The organism is Arsenicicoccus sp. UBA6765, assembly GCF_002453335.1.
In the GTDB taxonomy this organism is placed as follows: Bacteria; Actinomycetota; Actinomycetes; order Actinomycetales; family Dermatophilaceae; genus Arsenicicoccus; species Arsenicicoccus bolidensis.
This window is the reverse complement of the sequence record NZ_DKGR01000041.1, coordinates 57,350-79,900: the sequence shown is the minus strand read 5'-3', so window position 1 is coordinate 79,900 and position 22,551 is coordinate 57,350. Positions and strand designations below refer to the sequence as shown.

Sequence of the window (22,551 nt, the reverse complement as noted above, 5' to 3'; positions counted from 1 at the left end):
ACCGCGCCCGGGAACATCCCCCGGATCAGCCGACGTTGATGGGGGTATGCCGCGAGTCAGTCCCACCGGGCTCGCGGTGCCGACGAAAGGGGATCAGACATGGCCGAGCGTTCACTTCGAGGTTCGCGACTCGGGTCCTTCAGCATGGAGACCGATGACGGCGTCGTCCCCAGCGAACGCCAGCTCGTGTCCTACACCTGCCCTCAGGGCCACGTGACCGAGCTTCCGTTCTCCATCGAGGCCGAGGTGCCGGCGACGTGGGAGTGCCGCTGTGGCGAGCTGGGCCGGCTCCAGGGCGGCGACGCCCCCGAGGAGAAGCCCACCAAACCCGCCCGCACCCACTGGGACATGCTGCTCGAGCGCCGTTCCGTCAAGGAGCTCGAGGAGCTGCTCGAGGAGCGCCTCACGCTGCTGCGTCAGTCCCGTGGCGAGAAGCCACGGCCCAAGCGCAGCGCCTGAGCAGCGCCGGACGACATCGAGGCCCGCCTCCCGTGAAGGGAGGCGGGCCTCGTCGCATCCCCGCACCGTGTCCCGCTAGACCAAGATCGTGAGGGTCTTGTCCAACATTCTTGGACAAAACCCTCACGATCTTGGTGGTGGGTGGAGCGGGTGGGTGGAGTGCATGGGCCAGGTCAGAGGATCTCGCCCTCGATGACGTCGTCGTCCCTGCCGTCACGCCGAGGCTGCTGCTGCCGGGGCTGGCCCGCTGACGGCTGACCGGGCTGGCCCGCTGACGGCTGACCGGGCTGGCCCGCTGACGGCTGACCGGGCTGCCAGGTCGGCGGCGCCTGACCCGGGCCCGGGTTGCGGGGCGGCATACCGGCTCCCCACAGGACGACCCCCGGCCCGCTCGCGAGCAGCTGCCGGGTGATGACCGTCGTCAGCAGCCGCCGGGCCAGCGGCCGGGTGAAGGGCAGGACGAAGAAGAAGCCCACGACGTCGGTGAGGAAGCCGGGGGCCAGCAGCAGCGTGCCGCCGACGAGGACCAGCGCGGCGTCGGACAGCTCGCCCGCCGGCATGCGTCCGCCGGTCAGCGCACGCTGCAGGGCGGCCCAGGCGGCCCGGCCCTCGCGCTTGACGAGGTAGGCGCCGAGGGCGGACTCGACGAGCAGCAGCGCGATGGTGGGCCAGCCGCCGATGATCTTGCCGACGCCGATGATGACGGCGATCTCGGCGACGGGGACGACCAGGAGCAGGACGAAGGCGATCCACGTCCAGCGCGGGCGTCGTCGGGTCGGGGTGCTCACAACGACTCCCATCGCTCGACCTGGCGGGCGGCGAGCAGGCCGCGCACCTGCCCCTGGCGGTAGCGCAGACCCCACCGGGTGATCCGCAGCATGGACTCGCGCACGATGTCGCCGCTCATCTTGGAGTAGCCGATCTCGCGCTCGACGAAGGTGATCGGGACCTCCCGGATGGTCAGTCCCGCGTGCACGGTGCGCCACGTGAGGTCGGTCTGGAAGCAGTAGCCGAGGGACTCGACGTCCTGCAGGCCGATGCTGCGCAGGGTCGAGGCGCGGTAGGCACGGAACCCGGCCGTCGCGTCGCGGACGGGCATGCCCAGCAGCAGCCGGATGTAGAGGTTGCCGCCGAGGCTCAGGGCCTTGCGGTGCAGCGGCCAGTTGACGATGCCGCCGCCCGGCACCCACCGGGACCCGATCACCAGGTCGACGGTGGGGTCGTCGAGGGTCGCCAGCATGGCGGGCAGGGTCTCGGGCGGGTGCGAGCCGTCGGCGTCGATCTCGACCAGCACGTCGTAGCCCTCGTCGAGCCCGCGGGCGAATCCGGCGAGGTAGGCGGCCCCGAGGCCCTCCTTGCCGGCGCGGTGCAGCACCCGCACCCGGGGGTCGGCGGACGCCAGGGCGTCGGCCACCTCGCCGGTGCCGTCGGGCGAGCTGTCGTCGAGGACGAGCAGGTCTGCCCCGGGCACGGCGCGGCGCAGGCGCTCGACGACGAGCGGGAGGTTGTCCCGCTCGTTGTAGGTCGGGATCAGGACCAGGGTGCGCATGTCGTAGTCAACCGTCCGTGGGGTCCGATGGTTCCGCCAGCCTAGTGTCGGCGCGGGCGCCGCAGCCGCAGCGCGAGGCCGAGTGTGAGCAGGGCGACGCACACCCAGACGGGCAGGTCGCCGATCCGGGCCGCGGGGGTGAGCTCGGAGCGCAGGGGCAGGTGGGCGTCGAGCGCGGCCGCGGTGAACAGCCCGGTCCGGTCGTGCGCCACGCCGTCGGGGGTGATCATCGCGGAGGCCCCGACGGTCGAGACGTGCACCACCGAGCGACCGAGCTCGACGGCCCGGATCCGCGAGATGGCCAGCTGCTGGTAGGACTCGTCGCTGTAGCCGAAGGTCGCGTTGTTGGTCTGCACGGCGAGGATCTGCCCGCCGTGGTGCACCGCGTCGCGCATCAGGTCGTCGTAGGCGACCTCGAAGCAGATCCCGAGCCCCACCCGGACCGCACCGGCGCGGGTCGGCACGTCCATCACGCCCACGGTGTCGCCCGCGGTGAAGTCGTGGGTGAGCAGGTCGACCTTGTCGCTGAAGTGACGGAAGAAGCTGCGGTAGGGGATGTACTCCGCGAACGGCACCGGGTGCCGCTTGGCGTAGTCCGCGACCGGTCCCCGGTCGGCGTCCCACAGCAGCGTCGTGTTCTTGATGCGCGCCTGGTCGTCGGTGCGCAGGGTGCCGACCAGGATGGGCGCCTGGGCGGTCCGGGCCGCGTAGGTGATCGCCTGACCGGCGTCGGGGTTGCGGACGGGGTCGATGTCGGAGGCGTTCTCGGGCCAGACGACCAGGTCGGGGCGCTGGGTGCCGGCGGCCGTGCGGGAGCGGATCGCCTCGACGGTGACCCCGACGTGGTTGTCGAGCACCTGGCGCCGCTCGGCGTTGAAGTCCAGCCCCGCTCGCGGCACGTTGCCCTGGACCGCCAGCACGTCGACGGTCCGGCCGTCGGTGGGCACGGGCAGCAGGGGCGGGCCCCACACCAGCGCGGCGGCGGCGACGAGGGAGCCGAGGGACAGGGCCGTATGCCGTCCCGCGGTGCGGCGCGGGCGCCGGCCGGGTCGGGTGGCCGGCGCATGGCGGACGGCCACCGCGAGGAGGCCGCCGACGAGCGCCACCGCCGCGGTGAGGCCGGGCGTCCCGACATACCGGATCAGGGGCAGGATCGGTGCGTCGGCCATCCCGAAGGCGATCTTGATCCAGGGGAACCCACCGAACGGGGTCGTGGACCGCAGCCACTCCCCCACGGCCCAGGCGGCCGCGACGACGACGGGGTAGGGCAACCGGCGGGGCGCCCGTCCCCGTGGCCGGGTGTCGTCGGGGGCCGAGAGCAGCCCGCACAGGGCGCCGGTGATCCCGACGTAGAGCGCCTGCAGCACCGACAGGGCGACCCAGGGCAGGTCGCCGACGTAGATCCCGGACCAGTGCAGCGCCGGCAGGTAGGCCGCGAGGCCGGTCACGACGCCGAGGAGGAAGCCACGACGGGCGCCGGCTCCGTGGGTGGCGAGGGCCAGCAGGGCGATCCCCACGGGGCCGAGCCACCAGACGTCGTGGTCCGGCCAGGACAGCCACAGGGCCAGACCCGCGCCGATCGCGAGCGGGAGGGCCAGGAGGAGTCGACGCACGGCGACACCCTAGCCGTACGGGCGGGTAGGTCCCTGCGCACCGCCACGGGGCCAGCGCGCGCCGCTGAGGCACAGCACGACCCGCAGGCCGTTGGGGCCGGCGCGGACCCGACCGGATGCCGGGGCTGCGCCGTTGTCTACTAGGCGTGCGGGTCGTGCTGCTGTCCGAGGTGGGGTGATCGCGGAGGTGGCACCGACGGGCACGCACGATGACCTGGATTCACCCGATCGGGCGCTCCCCCCAGGGAGTGATCACCACCGCCCACGTCGGAGACCCGGATCGGACCCCACTCGAATGGTCGGACAACCTCGGCCAACCTAGAGCCTCCCCCACAGCGGCTGTCAAACAGCCGCTGACCTGCGACGACGCAGAGATCCGCTGGTCAGGGGCGTGACCCTGAACCGAAAATAGTCGGTTGACGTCGGCGTGTCGCCAGCATGCGGACACCATCGGCGCGTTCGGCCGAACGAGCGGAGGCAATGACCCTGTGCCACAGCGCTCCGGACGGAGGGTGAACCTGCGTGTCAGGGCTCGTGACGCTGGGGCACGACCACCACTCCACGGGCCGTCGTCGCGACCACCGGTGGGTCGAGCACCTCGGCCGCCGAGGCGCCCCGGTCCGGCGTGCCACGGGCCACCACGTGCACCGAGAAGTCCATCTCCCGCGACCGGGAGCCTACCCGGACCAGGGTGCAGCTGATCTCGAGGCAGTCGCCGGCCCGCACCGGTGCCGAGAACTGCACGTCGCTGTAGGACGCGAACAGCCCCTCGTCCCCGTCGGTGCGGATGCACATCTCGGTCGCCACGTCGCCGAACGCGGCCAGGGAGTAGGCCCCGTCCACGAGGTTGCCGGCGTAGTGCGCGTGGCTGTAGGGCACGTAGCGGCGGTGGACGAGGGTCATGCCGACCTGGGGCGGGGACGCGGGGGTGGTGGTCATCGGGCTGGCTCCTCGGCTGCGGTCCGGGTGCGGGTGGGTGCCTGGGGGCGGGCGTGGCGCTGGGAGATGGCGTGGACAAGGTATGACGCCACCTCGCCGGGCGTCGTCCCCTTGCCGAAGACGCGGTCCACGCCGAGCTCGCCGGCGGCCGCCTCGTCGAAGCGCGGACCGCCGACGACGAGCAGCGGCGCGGTGCCCGCGGGATAGGCCTCGCGGAAGGCCGCCGACATCTCCCGGGTGTTGGTGAGGTGGGCGTCCCGCTGCGTGACCACCTGCGAGACCAGCACGGCGTCGGCCTGCTCCGCGCGGGCCCGCTCCACGAGCTCGGGCACGAGGACCTGGGCGCCGAGGTTGACCACGGTGATCTCGGAGTAGTACTCGAGCCCCTTCTCCCCCGCGAAACCCTTGATGTTGAGGATCGCGTCGATCCCGACGGTGTGGGCGTCGGTGCCGATGCACGCTCCCACCACCACCAGCGGACGGCGCAGCTGGCGCTTGATCGCGGCGTTGACGTCCTTGGCCGGGAGCAGCGGGTAGTCGCGCTCCATCACGTGGACGTCGCGCAGGTCCACCAGGTGGTTCACGGAGCCGTAGACCACGAAGAAGGTGAAGTCCGGACCGATCGGCTTGGCGTGGACGAGCAGGGCGGGCCGGATCCCCATCTTGTCGGCCAGCTGCAGGGCGGCTCCCTCCGCGCGCTTGTCGTGGGGCACCGGCAGCGTGAAGGAGACCTGGATCATGCCGTCACCGGTGGTGTCGCCATACGGCCTGATGATGTCGCTCATCGGGTGGCTCCCTCCTCGAGCAGGGTCGTGGCGGGGTTGTCGTAGTCGGGGCCCTTGCGGACCACGCCGTCCAGGCCCTTGCCGGCGTCCGCCGGACGCTTCATCAGGCCGAAGGTCCCGTCGGCGATGGCGTCGAGCAGGGTGTCGTCGGCGATCCGGTCGAGCAGGTCCACGGCCTCGGACAGCACGGCCCGGGCCCGCGTCTGGACGAAGCCGTCGGGCGGCGGGCGGAAGTCCTCGCGCAGCCCGCGCCCGGCCTCGAGGGCGTAGCGGACGTTCTGCAGCGCCAGGTCGCGGTCGGACAGGAAGGGCGTGACGACGGCCTCGGTCATCATGCCCACCAGCAGGATCCCCTGGTCGGTGAGCCCCCCGACGAGGTTGAAGAAGCCGTCGAGCAGGTAGCCGCGGAAGACGTCCCCTGTCATGTGCTTGGTGGGGGGCATCCACTTCAGGGGCGCGCGCGGGAACAGGTCGCGGGCGAGCATGGCGTGGGCCAGCTCCATGCGGAACGAGTCGGGCACGTCCGGGTTGATCTCGAAGGCGTGGCCGAGACCGAGCTGCCAGTCCGCGAGCCCCGCCTCCTTGGCGAAGTACTCGTTGAGCAGCTGGCTGACCGTCACCGTGTGGGCGGCCTCGACGGCGTCCGCGGTCGTGAGGTAGTTGTCCTCGCCGGTGTTGATGATGATCCCGGCGCGGGCGTGGACCTGGCGGGAGAAGCGCTGGTCCACGAAGGTGCGGACGGGGTTGATGTCGCGGAAGAGGATGCCGTACATCGAGTCGTTGAGCATCATGTCCAGCCGCTCGAGGCCGGCCAGCGCCGCGATCTCCGGCATGCACAGCCCGGACGCGTAGTTGGTGAGGCGGACGTAGCGGCCCAGCTCCTTGCTCGTCTCGTCCAGGGCGGCCCGCATCAGGCGGAAGTTCTCCTGCGTCGCGTAGGTCCCGGCGTAGCCCTCGCGGGTCGCGCCCTCGGGGACGTAGTCGAGCAGGGACTGCCCGGTCGAGCGGATCACCGCGATGACGTCCGCTCCCCCGCGGGCCGCGGCCTGCGCCTGGGGCATGTCCTCGTAGATGTCGCCGGTCGCCACGATGAGGTAGACCCACGGGCGGGCGGGCGCGTCGCCGACCTTGGCGATCAGGCGCTCCCGTGCGGCGCGCTGCCGGTCGATGCGCGTCATCCCCTTCTTGACCGAGCGCATGGCCAGGCGGCGCGCCGCCGTGCGGTCCTTGCCCTCCGGGAGGCGGAAGGTCACGGCGCCGGCCGCGGACTTCTGGGCGAGGGTGAGCAGGTCCGGTGCCTCCCCCCGCGCCAGGGCGTCGTGCACCGGCGTGGTGACGCCGGCCTCGAGCCCCACCTGGTCGCGCACGCCCTGGACGAGGTGGTTGACCCACGGGACGCGCTCGTGGTCGGCGCCCGCGAGTCCCGCCAGGCGCAGCGTCGCGCGCTCGACCGACACGGTGGTGTGCTCCTGCGCCAGCCGGACGACGGGTCGACCAGCCCGGCGGGCGAGGCTCCTCGCGCGACGCACGACCTGGGGGTCCAGGTCGAGGTGGGCGCGCGCACCCGGCGCGGGCGTGCGGGTCATGTCAGAGCTCCTTCGCTCTCGTGGATCGTGCGGCCGCCGACGACGGTCAGCAGGGCTCGGGGTGTGGAGACGTCCGGGGTCAGCCGCGGCAGGCCCGGCGTCTCGAGCGGGGAGCGCGATCCCCCGCCGAGCTCGCCCGGCGGCACCTCCCACACCACGAAGTCGGCGGGGAGCCCGACGTCGAGGTAGCCCCGGGTGTCGTGGCCGGACGCGTGCCAGCCGCCGACGGTGTGGGCCCGGAAGGCCTCGCCCACCGAGATCTGGTCCTCCTCCGAGCGGTGCCAGCGGGCGGAGCGCAGCGTCTGCCAGGGGTCGGCTTCCAGCCAGGGCGACGAGCTGGCGAGGGCCGTGACCAGGCCGTCGACGCCGAGCGAGCCGAGGCGCATCATCTCGCGGGCCCGGGCCGGGCCGAGGCTGCGGGTGAACTCGCCGTCCGGGCCGCCCCACCTGCTGTCCACCTGGGGCATGCGGACGGCCACCACCCCGAGGTCGATGAGGGTGCCCAGCACCCGGGGGTCGGCCAGGGCGAAGGTGACGGTGCGGTGCCGGATCGAGCGGAACCGGTCCAGCCCCACGGTCCGCACCGCGGTGCGCATGCCGTCATCATGGCGTCGGCCGCGCGGTCTCCCAGGGCGACCAGGCTGGTGCGGACGCCGGCCAGCGAAGCGGTGACGAGGTGCTCGGCGATCATGCCGGCGGGCATCGGGTCGGGGCCGAGCTGGCCGGGCAGGTCGATGTAGGTCTCGTGCAGGGCTGCCCGGTGGCTGTTGACCGGCCCGTCGACCTGGAGCGTGAAGCCGTACAGGTCGTGCTCGCGCAGGAGCTCGATGGGGTCCTCGCCGGGCCGGCAGACGTGACGGAGGTAGCGCTGCACGACGGGCCCCGGCAGCTGCGGGCGCACGGTGGTGAAACCGTCCAGGAGCCGGGGGCTGGAGATGTGGTCGTGCAGGCACCCGATGCCGTAGCCGGCGGCGGCGGACAGGGCGCCGTCGAGGATCGCCTGCTGCTGGGCGGGCGTGCGCAGGGCGACGAGCACCTTGAGCAGGGCCCCGACGCTGGGTCTGCGGCTCCGGTCCGACAGGTCGCACGTGTCCACCCCCAGGCGCTCGGCCGCGGCGGTGAAGGCCGGCGAGCTGACGCAGGCCCCCTTGTCCGCACGCAGGATGACGGCGGGACGACCGCCCACCGCGCGGTCCAGCTCCTCGGGCGTCGGTGGGCGCTGCTCCGGCCAGCGACCCTCGTCGTGGCCGAACCCCGTCACCGGCCCGTCGGACCGACGGGCGGCCTCCGCGAGCCGGTCGAGCGCCTCCGTCAGCGAGCGAGCCCCCATCAGCTGGGTCACCGAGTGCCACTCCGCGGTCTCGACCACGTAGTGGATGGGGTCGACGAACGGCGTGGTGACCAGCGCTCCGTGCAGGTCCACGACCCGGTCCGCCTCGTCGACCTGCCCGTCCGCCTCTGACTGCGTCCCCACCCAGAGCACCCGGGTGTCGTCGACGAGCATGGCCGTGGGGAAGCCGCGGGTCGGGACGTAGACGTGGCCGTTGTGGTAGTGGGTGCGTCGTCGCATGGGCTCAGTCTGCCCGTGGTGCGAGGCGACCCTCGAACAACGCGCGCACCGACGCGTCGGAGCGCAGCAGGTCGAGCGCGAGGGCCGCATGCCCGGGGGTGTAGCCGTTGCCCACGAGCATGCGCACGTCGGCGGCCAGCCCCTCCGCGCCCAGCGCGGCCGCGCTGAAGCTGGTGGCCATCGAGAAGTAGATGATGGTGCCCCCGTCGCGGGTGACGAGGATCGAGGGGTGCTCGCACCCCGGCACGTCGACGCAGACGACCGTGACGTCGGCCGGACCGTGGGCGGCCTCGACCGCCTCGAGCAGCCCGAGCGGGTCACGCGCGTCGGCCAGGACCACGTCGTCGGCGAGCCCCGTGCCCCGCAGCAGGTGCGCCTCGGCCTGGACGGGCACCACCGCGGTGAGGTGCCCCGCCCCGGCCCGGCGGGCTGCGGCCAGCGACAACGAGCCGGACTTGCCCGCGCCGCCGAGGACGAGGACGGCGGGCGCCTCCCCCGCGCGGGAACGGTGCTCGCGCACGACCCGATCGACCAGGGCGGGGGCACCGCACACGTCCATCACCATCAGGGCGAGCTCGGGGTCGAGGTCGTCCGGCAGGGTCGCGGCGATCGAGCGGCTGAAGAGGATGGCGTGGCCCTGCGCCGGGACGCGCTCGTCCTCGCCGTCCCACCGCGCGAGGCCGTCGGTGATCCGCAGGGGCGTCAGGGACAGGCTCACGAGGGTGGCCACGCGGTCCCCGGGCCGCAGCCCCAGGGGGCTCTGGGGCCCCACCTCGTCCACGGTGCCGATCAGCATGCCGCCGGACCCCGTCACGGGATTCTGCATCTTGCCGCGCTCGCCGACGATGTCCAGCACCGCCTGGCGCAGGGCGCTCCCGGCATACGACTCTCTCAGCTGCCGATAGCTCGCGGCGTCGAGGTTGAGGGTCTCGACGGACACCCGGACCTCGTCCGGCCAGATCTCGGGCCGGTCGTCGAGCCGGCGCGCGGCCTGTGGGAGCGTCGGGCGCTCTCCCGCGCCGACGATCACGCGGTGCAGGCCGTATGGCGACGAGCTGGTCGCAGGGGGCGTGGGGGCACCGCTGCCGGGGCGGGCGACCTGTGCGCTCTCCATGCCGATTCTCCACTCTGAGACGGGTGATTATGAAAAACCTTCTGCCCGCAGTGTTGCAGGCCGCAAACTCTCCGCTACCGTAGGGGTCATGAGTGCGATGGAGCAACCATACGTCTACCGTCGGCGCGAGCTCGTGGAGCCCGACTGGCGGCGGCTGCCGGGCTGGCGCGACGTGACCGACAAGGACTGGGCGAGCGCCCAGTGGCAGCGCACCCGATGCGTCAAGAACGTCAAGCAGCTGCGCGAGCTCATGGGCGACCTGCTCACCGAGGACGTCTACGCCGACCTCGAGCGCGACCAGGCCGAGCGCGCCACGATGTCGATGCTCGTGCCGCCCCAGATGCTCAACACGATGGTCCCGGCCGTCGACTCCCCCATGCCGGCGGCCGGCGCGGAGTTCAGCGCCGCGTTCCTCGCCGACCCGGTCCGCCGCTACATGCTGCCGGTCTACTCCGACCGCCGCACCGACTGGCCGAGCCACCCCCACGCCTCCCGCGACTCGCTGCACGAGGCCGACATGTGGGTGGCCGAGGGGCTGACCCACCGCTACCCCACCAAGGTGCTGGCCGAGCTGCTGCCCACCTGCCCGCAGTACTGCGGGCACTGCACGCGCATGGACCTCGTCGGCAACTCCACGGCGCAGGTCACCAAGCTCAAACTGGCGGGCAAGCCGGTCGACCGGCTGGACGCGATGATCGACTACCTCAAGGGATCCCCGCAGGTCCGCGACGTGGTGGTCTCGGGCGGCGACGTCGCCAACATGCCGTGGAAGAACCTCGAGTCCTTCCTCATGCGTCTGCTCGAGATCGACAACATCCGCGACATCCGGCTCGCCACCAAGGCGCTCATGGGCCTGCCCCAGCACTGGTCCGCGCCCGACGTCGTCGAGGGTCTGGGCCGGGTCTCCTGGACCGCCGCCTGCCGCGGCGTCGGGCTCGCCGTCCACACGCACATCAACAACGCCCAGTCCGTCACGCCCTCGGTCGCCCACGCGACCCGGCTGATGCACGAGGCCGGGGTGCGCTCGATCCGCAACCAGGGCGTCCTCATGCGCGGCATCAACGACACGCCGGAGGCACTGCTGGACCTGTGCTTCACCATGCGCGACGAGGCGGCGATCAACCCGTACTACTTCTACATGTGCGACATGATCCCGTTCAGCGAGCACTGGCGGCTGTCGCTGTCCGAGGCCCAGCACCTGCAGCACGCGATCATGGGCTACCTGCCGGGCTTCGCCACGCCGCGCATCGTGTGCGACGTGCCGTTCGTCGGCAAGCGGTGGGTCCACCAGGTCGAGGAGTACGACCGCGAACGCGGAATCTCGCTGTGGCGCAAGAACTATCGCACCTCGATCGAGGGCGAGGAGGTCGACGTCACGAGCACCGACTACGCCTACTACGACCCGATCTACACCCTCCCCGAGAGCGGGCAGCGCTGGTGGCGCGAGCAGCGGGATGAGGCGGCCGTGGCGTCGGCCCACGAGGCGGAGGTCGCCGCGGCGGCGGCCTCGCGCACCGCGTCCCTCGTCTGACCGTGTCCCTCGTCTGACCGTGACCCCTCACCGCACCCCCGAAGATCGTCGGCGCGCGCCTCGCAGACCTGCGCGCGGGCCAGCGCGGCGGGGATCCGCATGACCGGGTAGGCGTCGACCGGGCAGGCGGCGCGCTGGGCGTGCCGGCCGGCGGCCGCCCAGCGCCCCATCAGGGCGTTGACCTGCGCGCCGGTCCAGTGGAGCAGGGGCTCGCCGAGCCTCAGCTGGGTGGTGTCCCCCAGCGAGCTCCCGCGCTCCACGAGCCGTATGGCGGCGGCCCACTGCCCGGCGTCGAACCGCGCTCACGCCAGCCACCCCAGGGCCCACATCGCGATGCGGACGGAGCCCTCGTCGCCCGGGCGGCCGCAGGCGTCCTCGCGCCGGTGGGCGGCGGTGTCGGCGTCGCCCGTGGCCAGCTCGACCCAGCCCGCGGCGAGGGCGACCCGCTGCCGGTGGGGGCCGATGGGGTGGTCGTGCAGGATCTCGGCCAGGCGGGCGCGCGCGCGTCCGGCGTCGACGAGGATGGCGGTGCCGATCGCGCCGATGCACTCGGCCTCGAGCCGGGACGCGTGGTCGTCGCCGCCGAGCAGCGCGGCGCGGGCGCCCCACTGCTCCAGCTCGGCCCCGTCCCAGCTGCACAGGGCGTGCAGCGCGCGACGACCGGCGACCTGGACGGCCTGGGCGGGGCGGGTGCGCGGGTTGCACTGCCGCCAGGCCTGGTCGAGGCAGACCTCGGCCCGGTCGGGGCGGCCGACCATGATCGCGTGGTAGCCGAGGGCGGCGTCGCGCAGCACGCTCGGCGGGCCGGCCGAGACTGCGGGGACCAGCTCGTCCGCGGTGACGAGCTGCCCCGCGCCGGCGGCCGCGTCGAGCGCCTCGGGCAGCAGGCTCTGGCGCCGGTCCGCCTCGCGGGTGGTGCGGACGGCGAGGGTGAGGGCGGCCGAGGCGCGCCGCCAGTCGCCGCGCTGGGCGGCACCTCGGCCGAGCCGGACGACCTCCTCGACGGCGGCCTCGTCGACGAGCGCGCTGCCGCGCAGCACGTGCCGGGCCCGCTCGAGGTCGTCCTGCGGGACGGCGGCTGCCCGTCGATGGGCCGCCTGACGTCGGGCGAGCGGCATCGCCTCGACGACGGCGGCCGCGAGCATGGGCGCCACGGGGGCGACGCGCACGCGGTAGCCGTCGTCGACCAGCCGCACCGGCGCGCTGCGGACGGCGTCGTCGACCGACGCGGTGGGGTCGGCCCTGCCCGTCAGAGCGGCGAGGTCGTCCAGGTCGAGGGTGCCGAGCACCGAGACGAGCTCCACGACGTCGCGGGCGGGTCCGTCGAGCCGGGAGACGACCGCGTGAGCGTCCGACCGCGCCGTCGGGGTCGATCCCAGACGGACGTCGTGGGTCGACGCGGTCAGGTCGGTGGCGAGGTGGGAGAGCAGGTCCTCGACCAGGTCGGCGAGCCCGGCGGTGTGCTCGACCAGGCGCATCGCGGAGAGCCGGTGCCCGAGGCCGTGCGCGTCGATCCTCGCCTGGACGCGGGGGACGTCGAGGGGGCGCACGACGCACCGGTGGTCCGGCACGAGGGGCAGGCCGAGGGTGCCGTCGTGGACGAGGACCACCGTGGGGCGGTCGGGTCCGGGAGCTCCCGCGCGGTCCACGAGCGGGACCAGGAGGTCGGGGTCGGCGAGGTGGGCGTCGTGCACGACGACGAAGGGAGGGTTGGCGGCGTTCGCATCGCCTTGGCGGGCCTCGTGGCGGTCCCCGCCCACGGTCCCGCCGCCGCCCACGGTCTGGACGACGGTCTCGCCCACGGCCCAGCTCTCGTCCCCCGGTCGGGCCCGCAGCACGTGCGGCTGCTGGCCCGACCGTCGGGACACCTGCTCGACGGCGGCGTCGGTGAGGGCATCGCGTCCTGATCCGAGCGGCCCGATCACGACCACCAGTCCTCCCGGGCGGGCCACGAGCTCACCGAGGGCGTCCCGCAGGCTCGCCGCCTGGTCCGGGTCGACCCATCGGCTCGCCGTGGCACCGTCGCTCATCTGCCACAGGCTAGGGCACGCGCTAGCCCAGGTCTCCTCACCGACGGGCAGGACCGTGCCGGTGATGTATCCCGCCTCCTGCGAGGCGAGGAAGGTGATCGCCGCGGCCTGCTCGTCGAGGGTGCCGTAGCGGTGCATCGGCGCCGACGCCAGCGTCTGGTCGATGTGCGCCTGGAACCACTCCTGCTCGGCCTCGCCCTCCGGCGAGGGACCGCGCGGGACCCGTCGCGGCGGCGCCTCGGTGCCGCCAGGGGCGGTGGCGACGACGCGCACGCCGTGCTCGGCCGCCTCGACCGCGAGCGCCCGGGTGATGGCGTTGACGCCGCCCTTGGCCGCGGCATACGGCACCCGGTGGATGCCTCCGGTGGCGATCAAGGAGACGTTGACGATCGTGCCCCGGCCTGCCTCGACCATGGGCTCGAGGACCGCGCGGCAGCCGTAGAGCGTGGTCATCAGCGACCGGGCGATCTCCGCGTCGATCTGCTCGGGGGTGAACTCCTGGAACGGCTTGAACCAGATGGCGCCACCCTCGGCGTGGATCCGCCGGGCGACGGCCTCGCCGATGCCCTGCGCGGCGCCGGTGACCACCACGACCTGGCCGGCGAACCGGCCCGGGGTGACGAACGCCGGACGGCGCGTGGCGGCCTGCTCGCGCATGGCCCGCCGGGTGGTCTCGTTGGACCGGGCCGCGTGCTCGCTGATCAGGGTGCGAGCGGCGTCCCGGTCGCCACCCTCGAAGGCCGTCACGATGTCGAGGTGGTCCTGGGCGCAGCGGGGGTCGCACCAGGTGGCGTTGCGCAGGGTCTGGTCCATGTGACCGCGCACCCCGAGCCGCTGGTAGGCCTGGAGCAGGTGCTCGTTGCCGGTCAGCGTGAACAGGTAGTCGTGGAAGGCCGCGTTGGTCTCGGTGTAGGCCGCCGCGTCCACGAACCGGTCGCCCTGGACGTAGGGCACGGTCGCCTCGGCGAGCAGGCGGTAGCCCGCGAGCTGCGTCGTGGACAGCCGGCCGATGGTGAGGGCGAGCGCCCCGAGCTCCAGGGCCTCGCGGGCCTCGAAGATCGCGTCGGACTCCCCCACGTCGGGGTGCTCCTCGCCGATCTCGGAGCCACCGGTGCCGGTCCCGGTGACGTCGGTGCTCCCGGCGCCGGCCGTGGTCCCGCCCGCGTCGGTCGTCGCCGCCGCAGGCACGGGCCGGGGCTCGTGCAGCGGCTCGATCTCCCCGGCGGCGAAGATCGCCTGACCGGCGAGGCTGCGCGCGTCGGGGTCGGTGACCAGCGTGGAGGCCTCGTCGAGCGCGGCGGGCTGCCCCGCGTCGCCCTCGCGGGCGGGCCAGAGGTCCTGACCCATGAGGGTCCGGGCCGTGGCGGTTCGCTCGGTGGGGTCTGAGGGGTCGGTGGGGTCCGTGCGCTCCGGACCAGACCCGCCGGAGCCCAGCGGGGCGAGCTCGGCGTCGGCCGCGAAGATCTCCTGGCCGGCCAGCCCGCGACCGCTCGGGTCCTCGAGCAGGACCGCGCCCGCGCCCGTGACCTGGACGCCGACCGTGGGCGCCGCGACCTGCGTGAGGCCGGTCTCGGGGTCGGTCTCCTGGACGGCCGGCTCGGCTGCTCCACCCACGGTCCCGTCGGCGGCGGCTGCCGTGCCACTGCCGTATGCCGCGTCCGCGTCGGTCACCGTCTCGTCGGCGGGCGTCCCGCCGGGTGCCCGGTCGCCGCCCTCGCCGGGCTCGGCCGGGGCGGCACGTCCACCAGGTCGCCCCGGCGCTCGATCACCTCGACGTTGGTGATGTTGTGGCTGGTGCGCGGCTCGGGCAGGCTCGTGGCGCTGGACCGCTCGGTGCGGATGCGAAAGATCCGGTCCTCGAGGCCGCCCTTGTTGCCGTAGTAGATCAGCGACATCTCGCGCTGCGGGTCGCTGGTCAGGCGGTCGTCGTCGGCCCAGGTGGGCATCCAGTAGACGACGTCGTCGGCGTAGCAGTTCAGCCACTTCTCGAACTCGCGGTCGTCGAGGTAGCGGGCCTCGCGGTAGAGGAACTGCTCGATGCTGGTCTGGGTGATGGTGCTCTGGGCGCTGGTGCTCTGGGCGGTGGTGGTCAGCTCGGTGGTGGTCATCGTCGTCTCCTCAGGCGCCGGCGGGCTCGGTGCGCGCGGCCGCGGCCTCGCGCTCGGTCTCGACGGCCCGGCGCATCGTCTCGAGCCAGTAGCCGTGCTGGACGGGTACAGGCCCTCGTCCTCGTTCTTGATGCCGCTGCTGCGGACGTTGGTCATGCCGAGGGAGCGGGCGACGTCGTCCGGGCCGGTCAGCCAGTGCTCGGCGTCGCGGCTCATGTCGTTCCAGGGGGCCGCGGTGGCCAGGAAGGTCTTCTGGCAGGAGCGGAACTCCTCCAGGTCGTCCGGGGTGGCCATGCCGGAGGCGTTGAAGAAGTCCTCGTACTGCCGGATCCGCCACTCGCGGGACTCCGCGGACTCGCCCTTGGGGGCGATGCAGGAGATCGTGACCTCGGTCTGGTCCGGCGCGATCGGGCGGAAGTGCCGGATCTGCGTGGAGAACTGGTCCATGAGGTACACGTTCGGGTAGAGGCACAGGTTGCGGGAGCCCTTGACCATGAACTCGCCCTTGGCGTCGCCCTGCTCGGCCTTGAGCCGGTCCATCTGGTCCCACAGGGGGCGGTCCTCGGGGTTGCCGGCCCAGGTCCACAGGGACAGGTGCCCGTGCTCGAAGGACCAGTAGCCGCCGCCGGACTTGCCCCACTTGCCGGCGTCCAGCGCCTTGGTGGTGTTGGCGGACTCGCCGGTGGAGCGGCGCGACGTGGTGGCCGCGTAGTTCCGGTGGGTCGCGGACACGTGGTAGCCGTCGGCGCCGTTCTCCGCCTGGACCTTCCAGTTGCCGTCGTAGGTGTAGGTCGAGGCGCCGCGCAGGACCTCGAGGCCCTCGGGCGACTGGTCGACCAGCATGTCGATGACCTTGGTGGCGTCGCCGAGGTGCTCCTCGAGCGAGGGCACGTCGGGGTTGAGGCTGCCGAACAGGAACCCGCGGTAGCTCTCGAACTGGGCCACCTTGGTCAGGTCGTGCGAGCCGTCGGTGTTGAACTGCTCGGGGTAGCCGGCGCCGTCGGGGTCCCTGACCTTGAGCAGGCGACCGTCGTTGCGGAAGGTCCAGCCGTGGAAGGGGCAGGTCAGCGTCGTGCGGTTGTCCGTCTTGCGGCGGCAGATCATCGCGCCGCGGTGCGCGCACGCGTTGATCAGGCAGTGCAGCTCGCCGTCCTTGTCGCGCGTGATGACGATCGGCTGCCGGCCGATGTAGGTCGTGAAGTAGTCGCCCGGGTTCGCCATCTGCGACTCGTGGGCGAGGTAGATCCAGTTGCCCTCGAAGATGTGCTTCATCTCGAGCTCGAAGAGCTCCTCGTCGGTGAAGATCGCCCGGTTGGCGCGGTGGATGCCCTCCTCGGGGCGCTCCACCACGGCCTGGTCCAGATCGAACTTCGGGGTGCCGGTGGGGTACGGCATGGTTCCTCCTGTGGCGTCGTCGGCACGGACTGCGATGCGGCAGAGGCGTTCTGGCCGCGTGCTCCTCTCCACTCTCACGGTCGTGAGGCACCCCCGCCCCGGTCATCTGCCCAGGGTTGACCCAGGGTGCCATTGACACGCACCGCCTATCAATGAGGCCGAATCAGGTATTTGTGTAGATCAATCCACCCGGCCTACCGTGGAGGTCGAACGCACCGCCGACAGCTGACGAGGAGGTCACCGATGGAGCTGCGTCACCTGCGCTACGTCGTCGCCGTGGCCGAGCACCGCCACTTCGGCCGCGCCGCACGATCGCTGCACATCTCCCAGCCGCCCCTGTCCCAGGCCGTCCGCCAGCTCGAGGACGAGCTGCAGGTGGAGCTGTTCGAGCGGACCACCCGCACCGTCGCCCTGACGCCCGCCGGCGAGGTCTTCGTCGGCGACGCCCGACGCACCCTCGCGGCCCTCGACGACACCGTCGAGCGCACCCGCCGCATCGCCCGCGGCCAGGTCGGGGTCCTGCGCATCGCGCTCACCGGGTCCGCCACCTACGGCTACCTCCCCCGCATGGCCGCCCTGGTCAAGACCCGGATGCCGGGCGTCGGCCTGCAGCTCCAGACCGACCGCCTCACCCCGCAGCAGGTCCAGGACCTCGACGCCGGCCGCATCGACGTCGGCATCCTGCGCCTGCCCGTCCGCGACGACCGGCTGCGCACCCGCCTGATCGCCCGCGAGCCGCTCGTGCTCGCGCTCCCCTCCGGCCACCGCCTCGTCGGCGACCCGGACGTCACGGTCGACGACCTCGTCGAGGAGTCCTTCGTGGTCCTCGCGCCGAGCTCGCGCTCCGTGGTCACCGACGCCGTGGTGCGCACCTGCCTCGACGCCGGCTTCTATCCCACCGTCGAGCACGAGGTCACCGAGATGTCGACCCTGCTCTCGCTGGTCGCCGGAGGCCTCGGCATCGCCCTGGTCCCCGCGTCCACCCGCGCCTCCGGGCTCGAGGGCGTGACCTTCGCCGACCTGCCCGGCACCGCGACCGTCGACCTGGCGCTCGCCTGGCGCGCCGACCAGCCGAACCCCCTGGTGGAGGCCTTCGTGCAGACCCTCGAGGAGCACGACCTCCTGCAGGCCGACCCGAGCCGGAAGGCCCCCCGATGACCACCAGCACCCCCACCAGCCGCACCAGCGCGACGACCAGCACCCCCGGCACCGCCGATCTCACCGTCACCGAGGTCGAGACCATCCCCTTCGCCATCCCCTACCGCAAGCCCCTGGCCTTCGCCAGCGGCTCGGTCTCCGTGGCCGAGCACGTGCTCGTGCGGGTCCGCACCGCCGGTGGGCTCGTCGGGGTGGCCGAGGCTCCGCCTCGTCCCTTCACGTATGGCGAGACCCAGGCCTCGATCGTCGCCGTCATCCAGCAGATCTTCGCCCCCGCCGTCCTCGGCACCGACGCCCTGCACCGCGAGCAGATCCACGCCCGCCTGCGCCGCACCGTCGGCAACCCCACGGCCAAGGCCGCCCTGGACATGGCCCTGTGGGACGTCATCGGCCAGGCCTTCGGGCGGCCGGTCACCGAGCTGCTCGGCGGCTACTCCGACCGGATGCGGGTCAGCCACATGCTCGGCTTCGCCGACCCGGCGGCCATGGTCGACGAGGCCGAGCGGATGCGCTCGACCTATGGCATCACGACCTTCAAGGTCAAGGTCGGCCGCCGCCCCTTCCGCCTCGACGTCGACGTGTGCCGGGCCCTGCGCGAGCACTTCGGCGACGCCGTGGAGCTCTACGTCGACGGCAACCGCGGCTGGACGCCCTCCGAGGCCGCCCGCGCCCTCGACGCCATGGCCGACCTCGACCTCACCCTGGCCGAGGAGCTGTGCCCCGCCGACGACGTGCTCGGACGGCGGTGGCTGGCCCGGCATACGGCCATCCCCACCGTCGCCGACGAGAGCGCGACGACCCCCGGCGAGGTGACCCGAGAGATCCTCGGCGGCTCGGCCGACGCCATCAGCATCAAGACCGCCCGCACCGGCTTCACCGACTCGCGTCGGATCCTGCACCAGTGCGAGGGCCTCGGGGTCGAGGTCGTCATGGGCAACCAGATCGACGGGCAGCTCGGCACGGCCTGCGCGGTCGCGTTCGGCTCGGCCTACGACGCGACCACGCGGCGGGCGGGCGAGCTGTCCAACTTCCTCGACATGAGCGACGACCTGCTCACCGAGCCCCTGCAGATCCAGGACGGCACCCTCGCCGTCAGCGGCCGCCCCGGCATCGGGGTCACCGTCGACGAGGACAAGCTCGAGCACTACCGCGTCGACCTCTGACGCCACGCCGGCTCACGCCGGGCACGACATACGAACCGCACCGCACCCACCACGGACAGGTGGCACCGACGCCACCCGAAGGAGAGATCATGAGCACCGACACCAACCCGACCTCCCAGGCCACGCTCGAGGCTCGCGCCGCCGACTCCGGCGCCAACGCGACCGCCGCCTTCCGCAAGAAGCAGCGCGCGCTCGACGTGCCCACGGAGCGCGTGGACGCCATCGCGACCGACGCGCTGCAGGCCCTGCACGAGGTCATCCGCAAGCACCGCCTCACCTACGAGGAGTACGACGCCCTCAAGAGCTGGCTGATCCAGGTCGGCGAGGACGGCGAGTGGCCGCTCTTCCTCGACGTGTGGCTCGAGCACGTCGTCGAGGACGTCAACACCGACCACCGCGAGGGCAACAAGGGCTCCATCGAGGGTCCGTACTACGTGCCCGGGTCGCCCGAGCAGGGCTCGCACGGCACCATCCCGATGCGCGACGACGAGCCGGGCGAGGCCATGACCTTCCAGGGCCAGGTGCGCACGACGGACGGCTCCGCCCTCCCCCACGCCAAGGTCGAGCTGTGGCAGGCCAACGCGGACGGCTTCTACAGCCAGTACGCCCCAGGCCTGCCGGACTGGAACCTCCGCGGCAGCTTCACCACCGACGACGAGGGTCGCTTCGAGATCCACTCGATCGTCCCCGCCCCCTACCAGATCCCCACCGACGGCGCGTGCGGCAAGCTCATCGCCGCCGCCGGCTGGCACGCCTGGCGCCCCGCCCACCTGCACCTCAAGGTGTCGGCGCCCGACCACGAGCTGCTCACCGCGCAGCTCTACTTCCCCGGCGACCCGCACAACCAGGACGACATCGCGACGGCGGTCAAGCCCGAGCTCATGCTCGACCCCAAGCCGGCGGCCGACGGCCAGGGCAAGGTCGTCGACTACGACTTCGTGATCGACCCGGTCCGCGCCTGACCGCCCCTGCCGTCACCCACCACCTGCACCGAGGAGCACCACCATGCTGTATGCCGTGAAGATGGACGTCGCGATCCCCCACGACCTGGATCCAGCGGAGCGGGACGCCACCATCGCCCGCGAGAAGGCGTACTCCCAGGACCTGCAGCGCGGTGGTGAGTGGCGGCACATCTGGCGGTGCGCCGGGCAGTACTCCAACATCTCGATCTTCGACGTCGAGAGCAACGAGCGGCTCCACGAGATCCTCTGGGGGCTGCCGCTGTTCGCGTACATGACGGTCGAGGTCACGCCGCTGGCGACGCACCCCTCGGACATCAACGCCTAGACCTACCGGCGGTAGAGGCATCGACCGGCCTTCGTTCGCCAGGTCGATGCCTTTACCCCCGGCGGGTCTTCGGGCCGTATGACGGAGCCCCTCGCCGCCACGCAGATCACCGCGTGGAGGCGAGCGGCTGCGGCATACAGTGACGGGCATGGCCAAGAAGCACGCCTCGTCCGGGACCCCCGCCACGGTCGCCCTGGACCGGGCGGGCGTGGCGTACGAGGTGCGTGCCTACCACCACGACCCGGCGGCGTCGTTCGGGCTCGAGGCGGCCGAGGCGCTGGGCGTCGACCCCGCGCGCGTCCTCAAGACCCTGCTCGTCGACACGGGGTCCGGGCTGGCCGTCGGCATCGTGCCCGTCGACCGGCAGCTGGACCTCAAGGCCCTGGCGCACGCCCTCGGCGTCAAGCGGGTGGTGATGGCGGATCCCGCTGCGGCCGAACGCAGCTCGGGCTATGTCGTCGGCGGGATCAGCCCCGTCGGTCAGAAGCGCGCCCTGCCCACGGTCCTGGACCAGTCCGCCGTGGAGCAGAGCACCGTGCTCGTCAGCGGTGGGCGCAGGGGCTTCGACCTGGAGCTGGCGCCGGCCGACCTGGTCGCGGTCACCCGCGCGGTCACGGCTCCGATCGCTCGCAGACGTCGTCGCGGTCACCGGGCGAGGTGCCCGACGTCGCCGTCGCGGCCGCCGTGTCGCCCGCCGAGCGGCCCGGCATACCGCCACCGCTGGCCGACCGACCCTCCCAGGAGGTGGACAGGACCACCGTGGTGCGCGTCGAGACGTTGCCGCGCGAGCGGACCAGCGCGATCAGCTCCTCCAGCTCGTGCGGCGTGGCGACCCGCACCTTGAGCAGGTAGGACATGTCCCCCGCCACCGAGTGGCACGCCTCGATCGCGCTCACGTCGCGCAGCCGGTCGGGGATGTCGTCCGGCTCGGTCGGGTCGAGCGGCGCGATCGAGATGTAGGCCGCCAGCGGCAACCCCGCGGAGTCCGGGTCGATGGTCGCGCGATAGCCGGTGATGACCCCGCGCTCCTCGAGCCGTCGCACGCGCTGGTGGATGGCCGACGTGGACAACCCCGTCGCCTTGCCCAGGTCGGTGTAGGACATGCGGCCGTCGCGGGACAGGTGCGCGACGATCTGCTGGTCGACAGACTCCATCCCGCAACACTAGCGGCCGCAGGGGCTCTCGGCCGGATGCCCCGAGCATCCGGACGGCGGCGCCGAGATCCGGCAGACTGACCCCATGACGCCGCCTCCCCACTCCGCGAGCCCTCGTCTCATGCTGCTCGACGCGGCGTCTCTCTACTACCGCGCCTTCTACGGCGTGCCGGACCGTCGCAAGACGCCGGACTCGCCGCCGTCCAACGCGGTGCGGGGCTTCCTGGACATGGTGGCGACGCTCGTCACGACCTATGCCCCGACCCACCTGGCCGCGTGCTGGGACGAGGACTGGCGTCCGGCGTTCCGCGTGGAGGCCATCCCGACCTACAAAACCCACCGCCTCGCCGACGGGTCACCGGACTCCGAGGACACCCCCGAGGCGCTGGCCCCACAGGTGCCGGCCATCGTGGACTCCCTTGCCGCGCTGGGGATCTCGCGGGTCGGATCGGCAGGCTACGAGGCGGACGACGTCATCGGGACGCTGGTCCACCGGCACCGCCGCAAGCTCCCCATCGACATCGTCACCGGCGACCGCGACCTCTTCCAGCTCGTCGACGACGCCTCCGGGGTGCGCGTGCTCTACACCGCGCGCGGCGGCGTGCGCGACGCCGACGTCATCGACCAGGCCTATCTCGCGACCAAGCACGGGGTGCCGACCGGCGCGGCCTACGCCGACATGGCGGTGCTGCGCGGCGACACCAGCGACGGCCTCCCGGGCGTCCAGGGCATCGGCGACAAGACGGCCGCCGCCCTGATCCAGCAGTATGGCGACCTGCCCGCACTGCGGGCCGCCGTCGACGGTGGCGATCCCGCCATCAAGGGCGCCCGCCGCACCCGGCTCGAGGAGGCGTCGGCCTATCTCGACGTCGCGCCCCGCGTGGTGCGGGTCGCGCACGACGCGCCGCTGCCCGGGGTGACGCTGGGCTCGCTGCGCCTGCCGACCGAGGTGGCGGACGTGCGGCTGATGTCGGTGGTCGCGGACGAGCTGGGCGTGGCGTCGAGCTTCACCCGCGTCCTGTCGGCGCTGCACATCCTCTGACCGCACCGCGCTCGCACCGCCCGCGCGACTCCGGCGCTTGCGCGACTCCGGTGGGAGGGCGGAACTGG

Annotated in this window: 17 protein-coding genes and 4 pseudogenes; 8 read left to right on the top strand and 13 right to left on the bottom strand. The window is 72.8% G+C overall.

From position 1 onward, the window contains the following. Positions 1-99 precede the first annotated feature (99 nt). Positions 100-459: an RNA polymerase-binding protein RbpA gene (locus tag B4K29_RS11395; protein ID WP_019285870.1), complete on the top strand. Its 360-nt coding sequence runs from the start codon at positions 100-102 to the stop codon at positions 457-459. Between the two features lie 173 nt (positions 460-632). On the opposite strand, the gene B4K29_RS11390 is transcribed toward B4K29_RS11395, so the two are convergent. From B4K29_RS11390 to B4K29_RS11350, 9 genes are all read right to left on the bottom strand, one after another. After that, entirely contained in the window at positions 633-1,247 is a 615-nt protein-coding gene (locus B4K29_RS11390; RefSeq protein WP_286967357.1) for an FxsA family protein, read from the bottom strand. Then, positions 1,244-2,008, bottom strand: a complete 765-nt coding sequence (locus tag B4K29_RS11385; protein WP_286967356.1) for a polyprenol monophosphomannose synthase — start codon at positions 2,006-2,008, stop codon at positions 1,244-1,246. Before B4K29_RS11385 ends, B4K29_RS11390 begins: the two co-directional genes overlap by 4 nt. Positions 2,009-2,049: 41 nt before the next feature. Next, entirely contained in the window at positions 2,050-3,621 is a 1,572-nt protein-coding gene (gene lnt / locus B4K29_RS11380; RefSeq protein ID WP_286959456.1) for an apolipoprotein N-acyltransferase, read from the bottom strand. Between the two features lie 525 nt (positions 3,622-4,146). Further along, positions 4,147-4,560 carry a hotdog domain-containing protein gene (locus B4K29_RS11375; protein ID WP_286955903.1) on the bottom strand — a complete coding sequence of 138 codons (414 nt, stop codon included), beginning with the start codon at positions 4,558-4,560 and terminating at the stop codon, positions 4,147-4,149. Then, positions 4,557-5,345 (bottom strand): OAM dimerization domain-containing protein, encoded by a 789-nt coding sequence (locus tag B4K29_RS11370; RefSeq protein ID WP_286955905.1) that lies wholly within the window; start codon positions 5,343-5,345, stop codon positions 4,557-4,559. Before B4K29_RS11370 ends, B4K29_RS11375 begins: the two co-directional genes overlap by 4 nt. After that, positions 5,342-6,931 carry a lysine 5,6-aminomutase subunit alpha gene (locus B4K29_RS11365; protein ID WP_239264928.1) on the bottom strand — a complete coding sequence of 530 codons (1,590 nt, stop codon included), beginning with the start codon at positions 6,929-6,931 and terminating at the stop codon, positions 5,342-5,344. Before B4K29_RS11365 ends, B4K29_RS11370 begins: the two co-directional genes overlap by 4 nt. Continuing rightward, positions 6,928-7,389, bottom strand: coding sequence for an amidohydrolase family protein (locus tag B4K29_RS11360; RefSeq protein WP_286959450.1), 462 nt, complete (start codon positions 7,387-7,389; stop codon positions 6,928-6,930). Before B4K29_RS11360 ends, B4K29_RS11365 begins: the two co-directional genes overlap by 4 nt. Continuing rightward, a complete protein-coding gene (locus tag B4K29_RS11355) occupies positions 7,317-8,501 on the bottom strand; it encodes an amidohydrolase family protein (protein WP_286967354.1) in 1,185 nt (394 codons plus the stop codon). The genes B4K29_RS11360 and B4K29_RS11355 overlap by 73 nt, the downstream gene beginning before the upstream one ends. Positions 8,502-8,505: 4 nt before the next feature. After that, positions 8,506-9,615: an L-erythro-3,5-diaminohexanoate dehydrogenase gene (locus B4K29_RS11350; RefSeq protein WP_286967352.1), complete on the bottom strand. Its 1,110-nt coding sequence runs from the start codon at positions 9,613-9,615 to the stop codon at positions 8,506-8,508. Between the two features lie 88 nt (positions 9,616-9,703). Between B4K29_RS11350 and B4K29_RS11345 the strand changes: the two genes are divergently transcribed. Then, positions 9,704-11,146: a KamA family radical SAM protein gene (locus B4K29_RS11345; RefSeq protein WP_239266426.1), complete on the top strand. Its 1,443-nt coding sequence runs from the start codon at positions 9,704-9,706 to the stop codon at positions 11,144-11,146. Positions 11,147-11,448: 302 nt separating this feature from the next. On the opposite strand, the gene B4K29_RS11340 is transcribed toward B4K29_RS11345, so the two are convergent. The 3 genes and pseudogenes from B4K29_RS11340 to B4K29_RS18350 all read right to left on the bottom strand — a co-directional run. Beyond that, positions 11,449-14,847 (bottom strand): SDR family NAD(P)-dependent oxidoreductase, encoded by a 3,399-nt coding sequence (locus B4K29_RS11340; RefSeq protein ID WP_286967350.1) that lies wholly within the window; start codon positions 14,845-14,847, stop codon positions 11,449-11,451. 65 nt (positions 14,848-14,912) lie between these two features. Then, a pseudogene (locus B4K29_RS18355) lies at positions 14,913-15,284 on the bottom strand (aromatic-ring-hydroxylating dioxygenase subunit beta); the annotation flags it as partial. 303 nt (positions 15,285-15,587) lie between these two features. Further along, positions 15,588-16,505 (bottom strand): annotated as a pseudogene (locus B4K29_RS18350) (Rieske 2Fe-2S domain-containing protein); the annotation flags it as partial. Positions 16,506-16,922: 417 nt separating this feature from the next. Here B4K29_RS18350 and B4K29_RS11330 point away from each other — a divergent pair. The 5 genes and pseudogenes from B4K29_RS11330 to ybaK form a co-directional block, all read left to right on the top strand. Then, positions 16,923-17,837, top strand: a complete 915-nt coding sequence (locus tag B4K29_RS11330; protein WP_029210649.1) for a LysR substrate-binding domain-containing protein — start codon at positions 16,923-16,925, stop codon at positions 17,835-17,837. After that, on the top strand, positions 17,834-19,000 hold the full coding sequence (locus B4K29_RS11325) for a mandelate racemase/muconate lactonizing enzyme family protein (RefSeq protein ID WP_286967346.1): 1,167 nt from the start codon (positions 17,834-17,836) through the stop codon (positions 18,998-19,000). The genes B4K29_RS11330 and B4K29_RS11325 overlap by 4 nt, the downstream gene beginning before the upstream one ends. 89 nt (positions 19,001-19,089) lie before the next feature. Further along, positions 19,090-19,962 carry a catechol 1,2-dioxygenase gene (gene catA, locus B4K29_RS11320; RefSeq protein WP_286967344.1) on the top strand — a complete coding sequence of 291 codons (873 nt, stop codon included), beginning with the start codon at positions 19,090-19,092 and terminating at the stop codon, positions 19,960-19,962. 43 nt (positions 19,963-20,005) lie between these two features. Then, positions 20,006-20,287, top strand: a complete 282-nt coding sequence (catC, locus tag B4K29_RS11315) for a muconolactone Delta-isomerase (RefSeq protein ID WP_019284929.1) — start codon at positions 20,006-20,008, stop codon at positions 20,285-20,287. A gap of 148 nt (positions 20,288-20,435) precedes the next feature. Next, positions 20,436-20,918, top strand: a pseudogene (gene ybaK / locus B4K29_RS11310) (Cys-tRNA(Pro) deacylase); the annotation flags it as partial. A 97-nt stretch (positions 20,919-21,015) separates the two neighbouring features. Here the strand turns inward: ybaK and B4K29_RS11305 are convergent. Next, positions 21,016-21,441 (bottom strand): annotated as a pseudogene (locus B4K29_RS11305) (Lrp/AsnC family transcriptional regulator); the annotation flags it as partial. 85 nt (positions 21,442-21,526) lie between these two features. Between B4K29_RS11305 and B4K29_RS11300 the strand changes: the two are divergent. After that, positions 21,527-22,483 (top strand): 5'-3' exonuclease, encoded by a 957-nt coding sequence (locus B4K29_RS11300; protein ID WP_029210655.1) that lies wholly within the window; start codon positions 21,527-21,529, stop codon positions 22,481-22,483. The last annotated feature ends 68 nt before the right edge of the window (positions 22,484-22,551 follow it).

Coding starts and splice junctions, on each gene's coding strand:
- B4K29_RS11355 (WP_286967354.1), bottom strand. CDS start 8,501: ATGCGACGACGCACCCACTACCACAACGGCCACGTCTACGTCCCGACC.
- B4K29_RS11325 (WP_286967346.1), top strand. CDS start 17,834: ATGACCACCAGCACCCCCACCAGCCGCACCAGCGCGACGACCAGCACC.
- B4K29_RS11365 (WP_239264928.1), bottom strand. CDS start 6,931: ATGACCCGCACGCCCGCGCCGGGTGCGCGCGCCCACCTCGACCTGGAC.
- B4K29_RS11370 (WP_286955905.1), bottom strand. CDS start 5,345: ATGAGCGACATCATCAGGCCGTATGGCGACACCACCGGTGACGGCATG.
- B4K29_RS11330 (WP_029210649.1), top strand. CDS start 16,923: ATGGAGCTGCGTCACCTGCGCTACGTCGTCGCCGTGGCCGAGCACCGC.
- B4K29_RS11395 (WP_019285870.1), top strand. CDS start 100: ATGGCCGAGCGTTCACTTCGAGGTTCGCGACTCGGGTCCTTCAGCATG.
- catC (WP_019284929.1), top strand. CDS start 20,006: ATGCTGTATGCCGTGAAGATGGACGTCGCGATCCCCCACGACCTGGAT.
- B4K29_RS11375 (WP_286955903.1), bottom strand. CDS start 4,560: ATGACCACCACCCCCGCGTCCCCGCCCCAGGTCGGCATGACCCTCGTC.
- B4K29_RS11300 (WP_029210655.1), top strand. CDS start 21,527: ATGACGCCGCCTCCCCACTCCGCGAGCCCTCGTCTCATGCTGCTCGAC.
- B4K29_RS11345 (WP_239266426.1), top strand. CDS start 9,704: ATGAGTGCGATGGAGCAACCATACGTCTACCGTCGGCGCGAGCTCGTG.
- B4K29_RS11385 (WP_286967356.1), bottom strand. CDS start 2,008: ATGCGCACCCTGGTCCTGATCCCGACCTACAACGAGCGGGACAACCTC.
- catA (WP_286967344.1), top strand. CDS start 19,090: ATGAGCACCGACACCAACCCGACCTCCCAGGCCACGCTCGAGGCTCGC.
- B4K29_RS11350 (WP_286967352.1), bottom strand. CDS start 9,615: ATGGAGAGCGCACAGGTCGCCCGCCCCGGCAGCGGTGCCCCCACGCCC.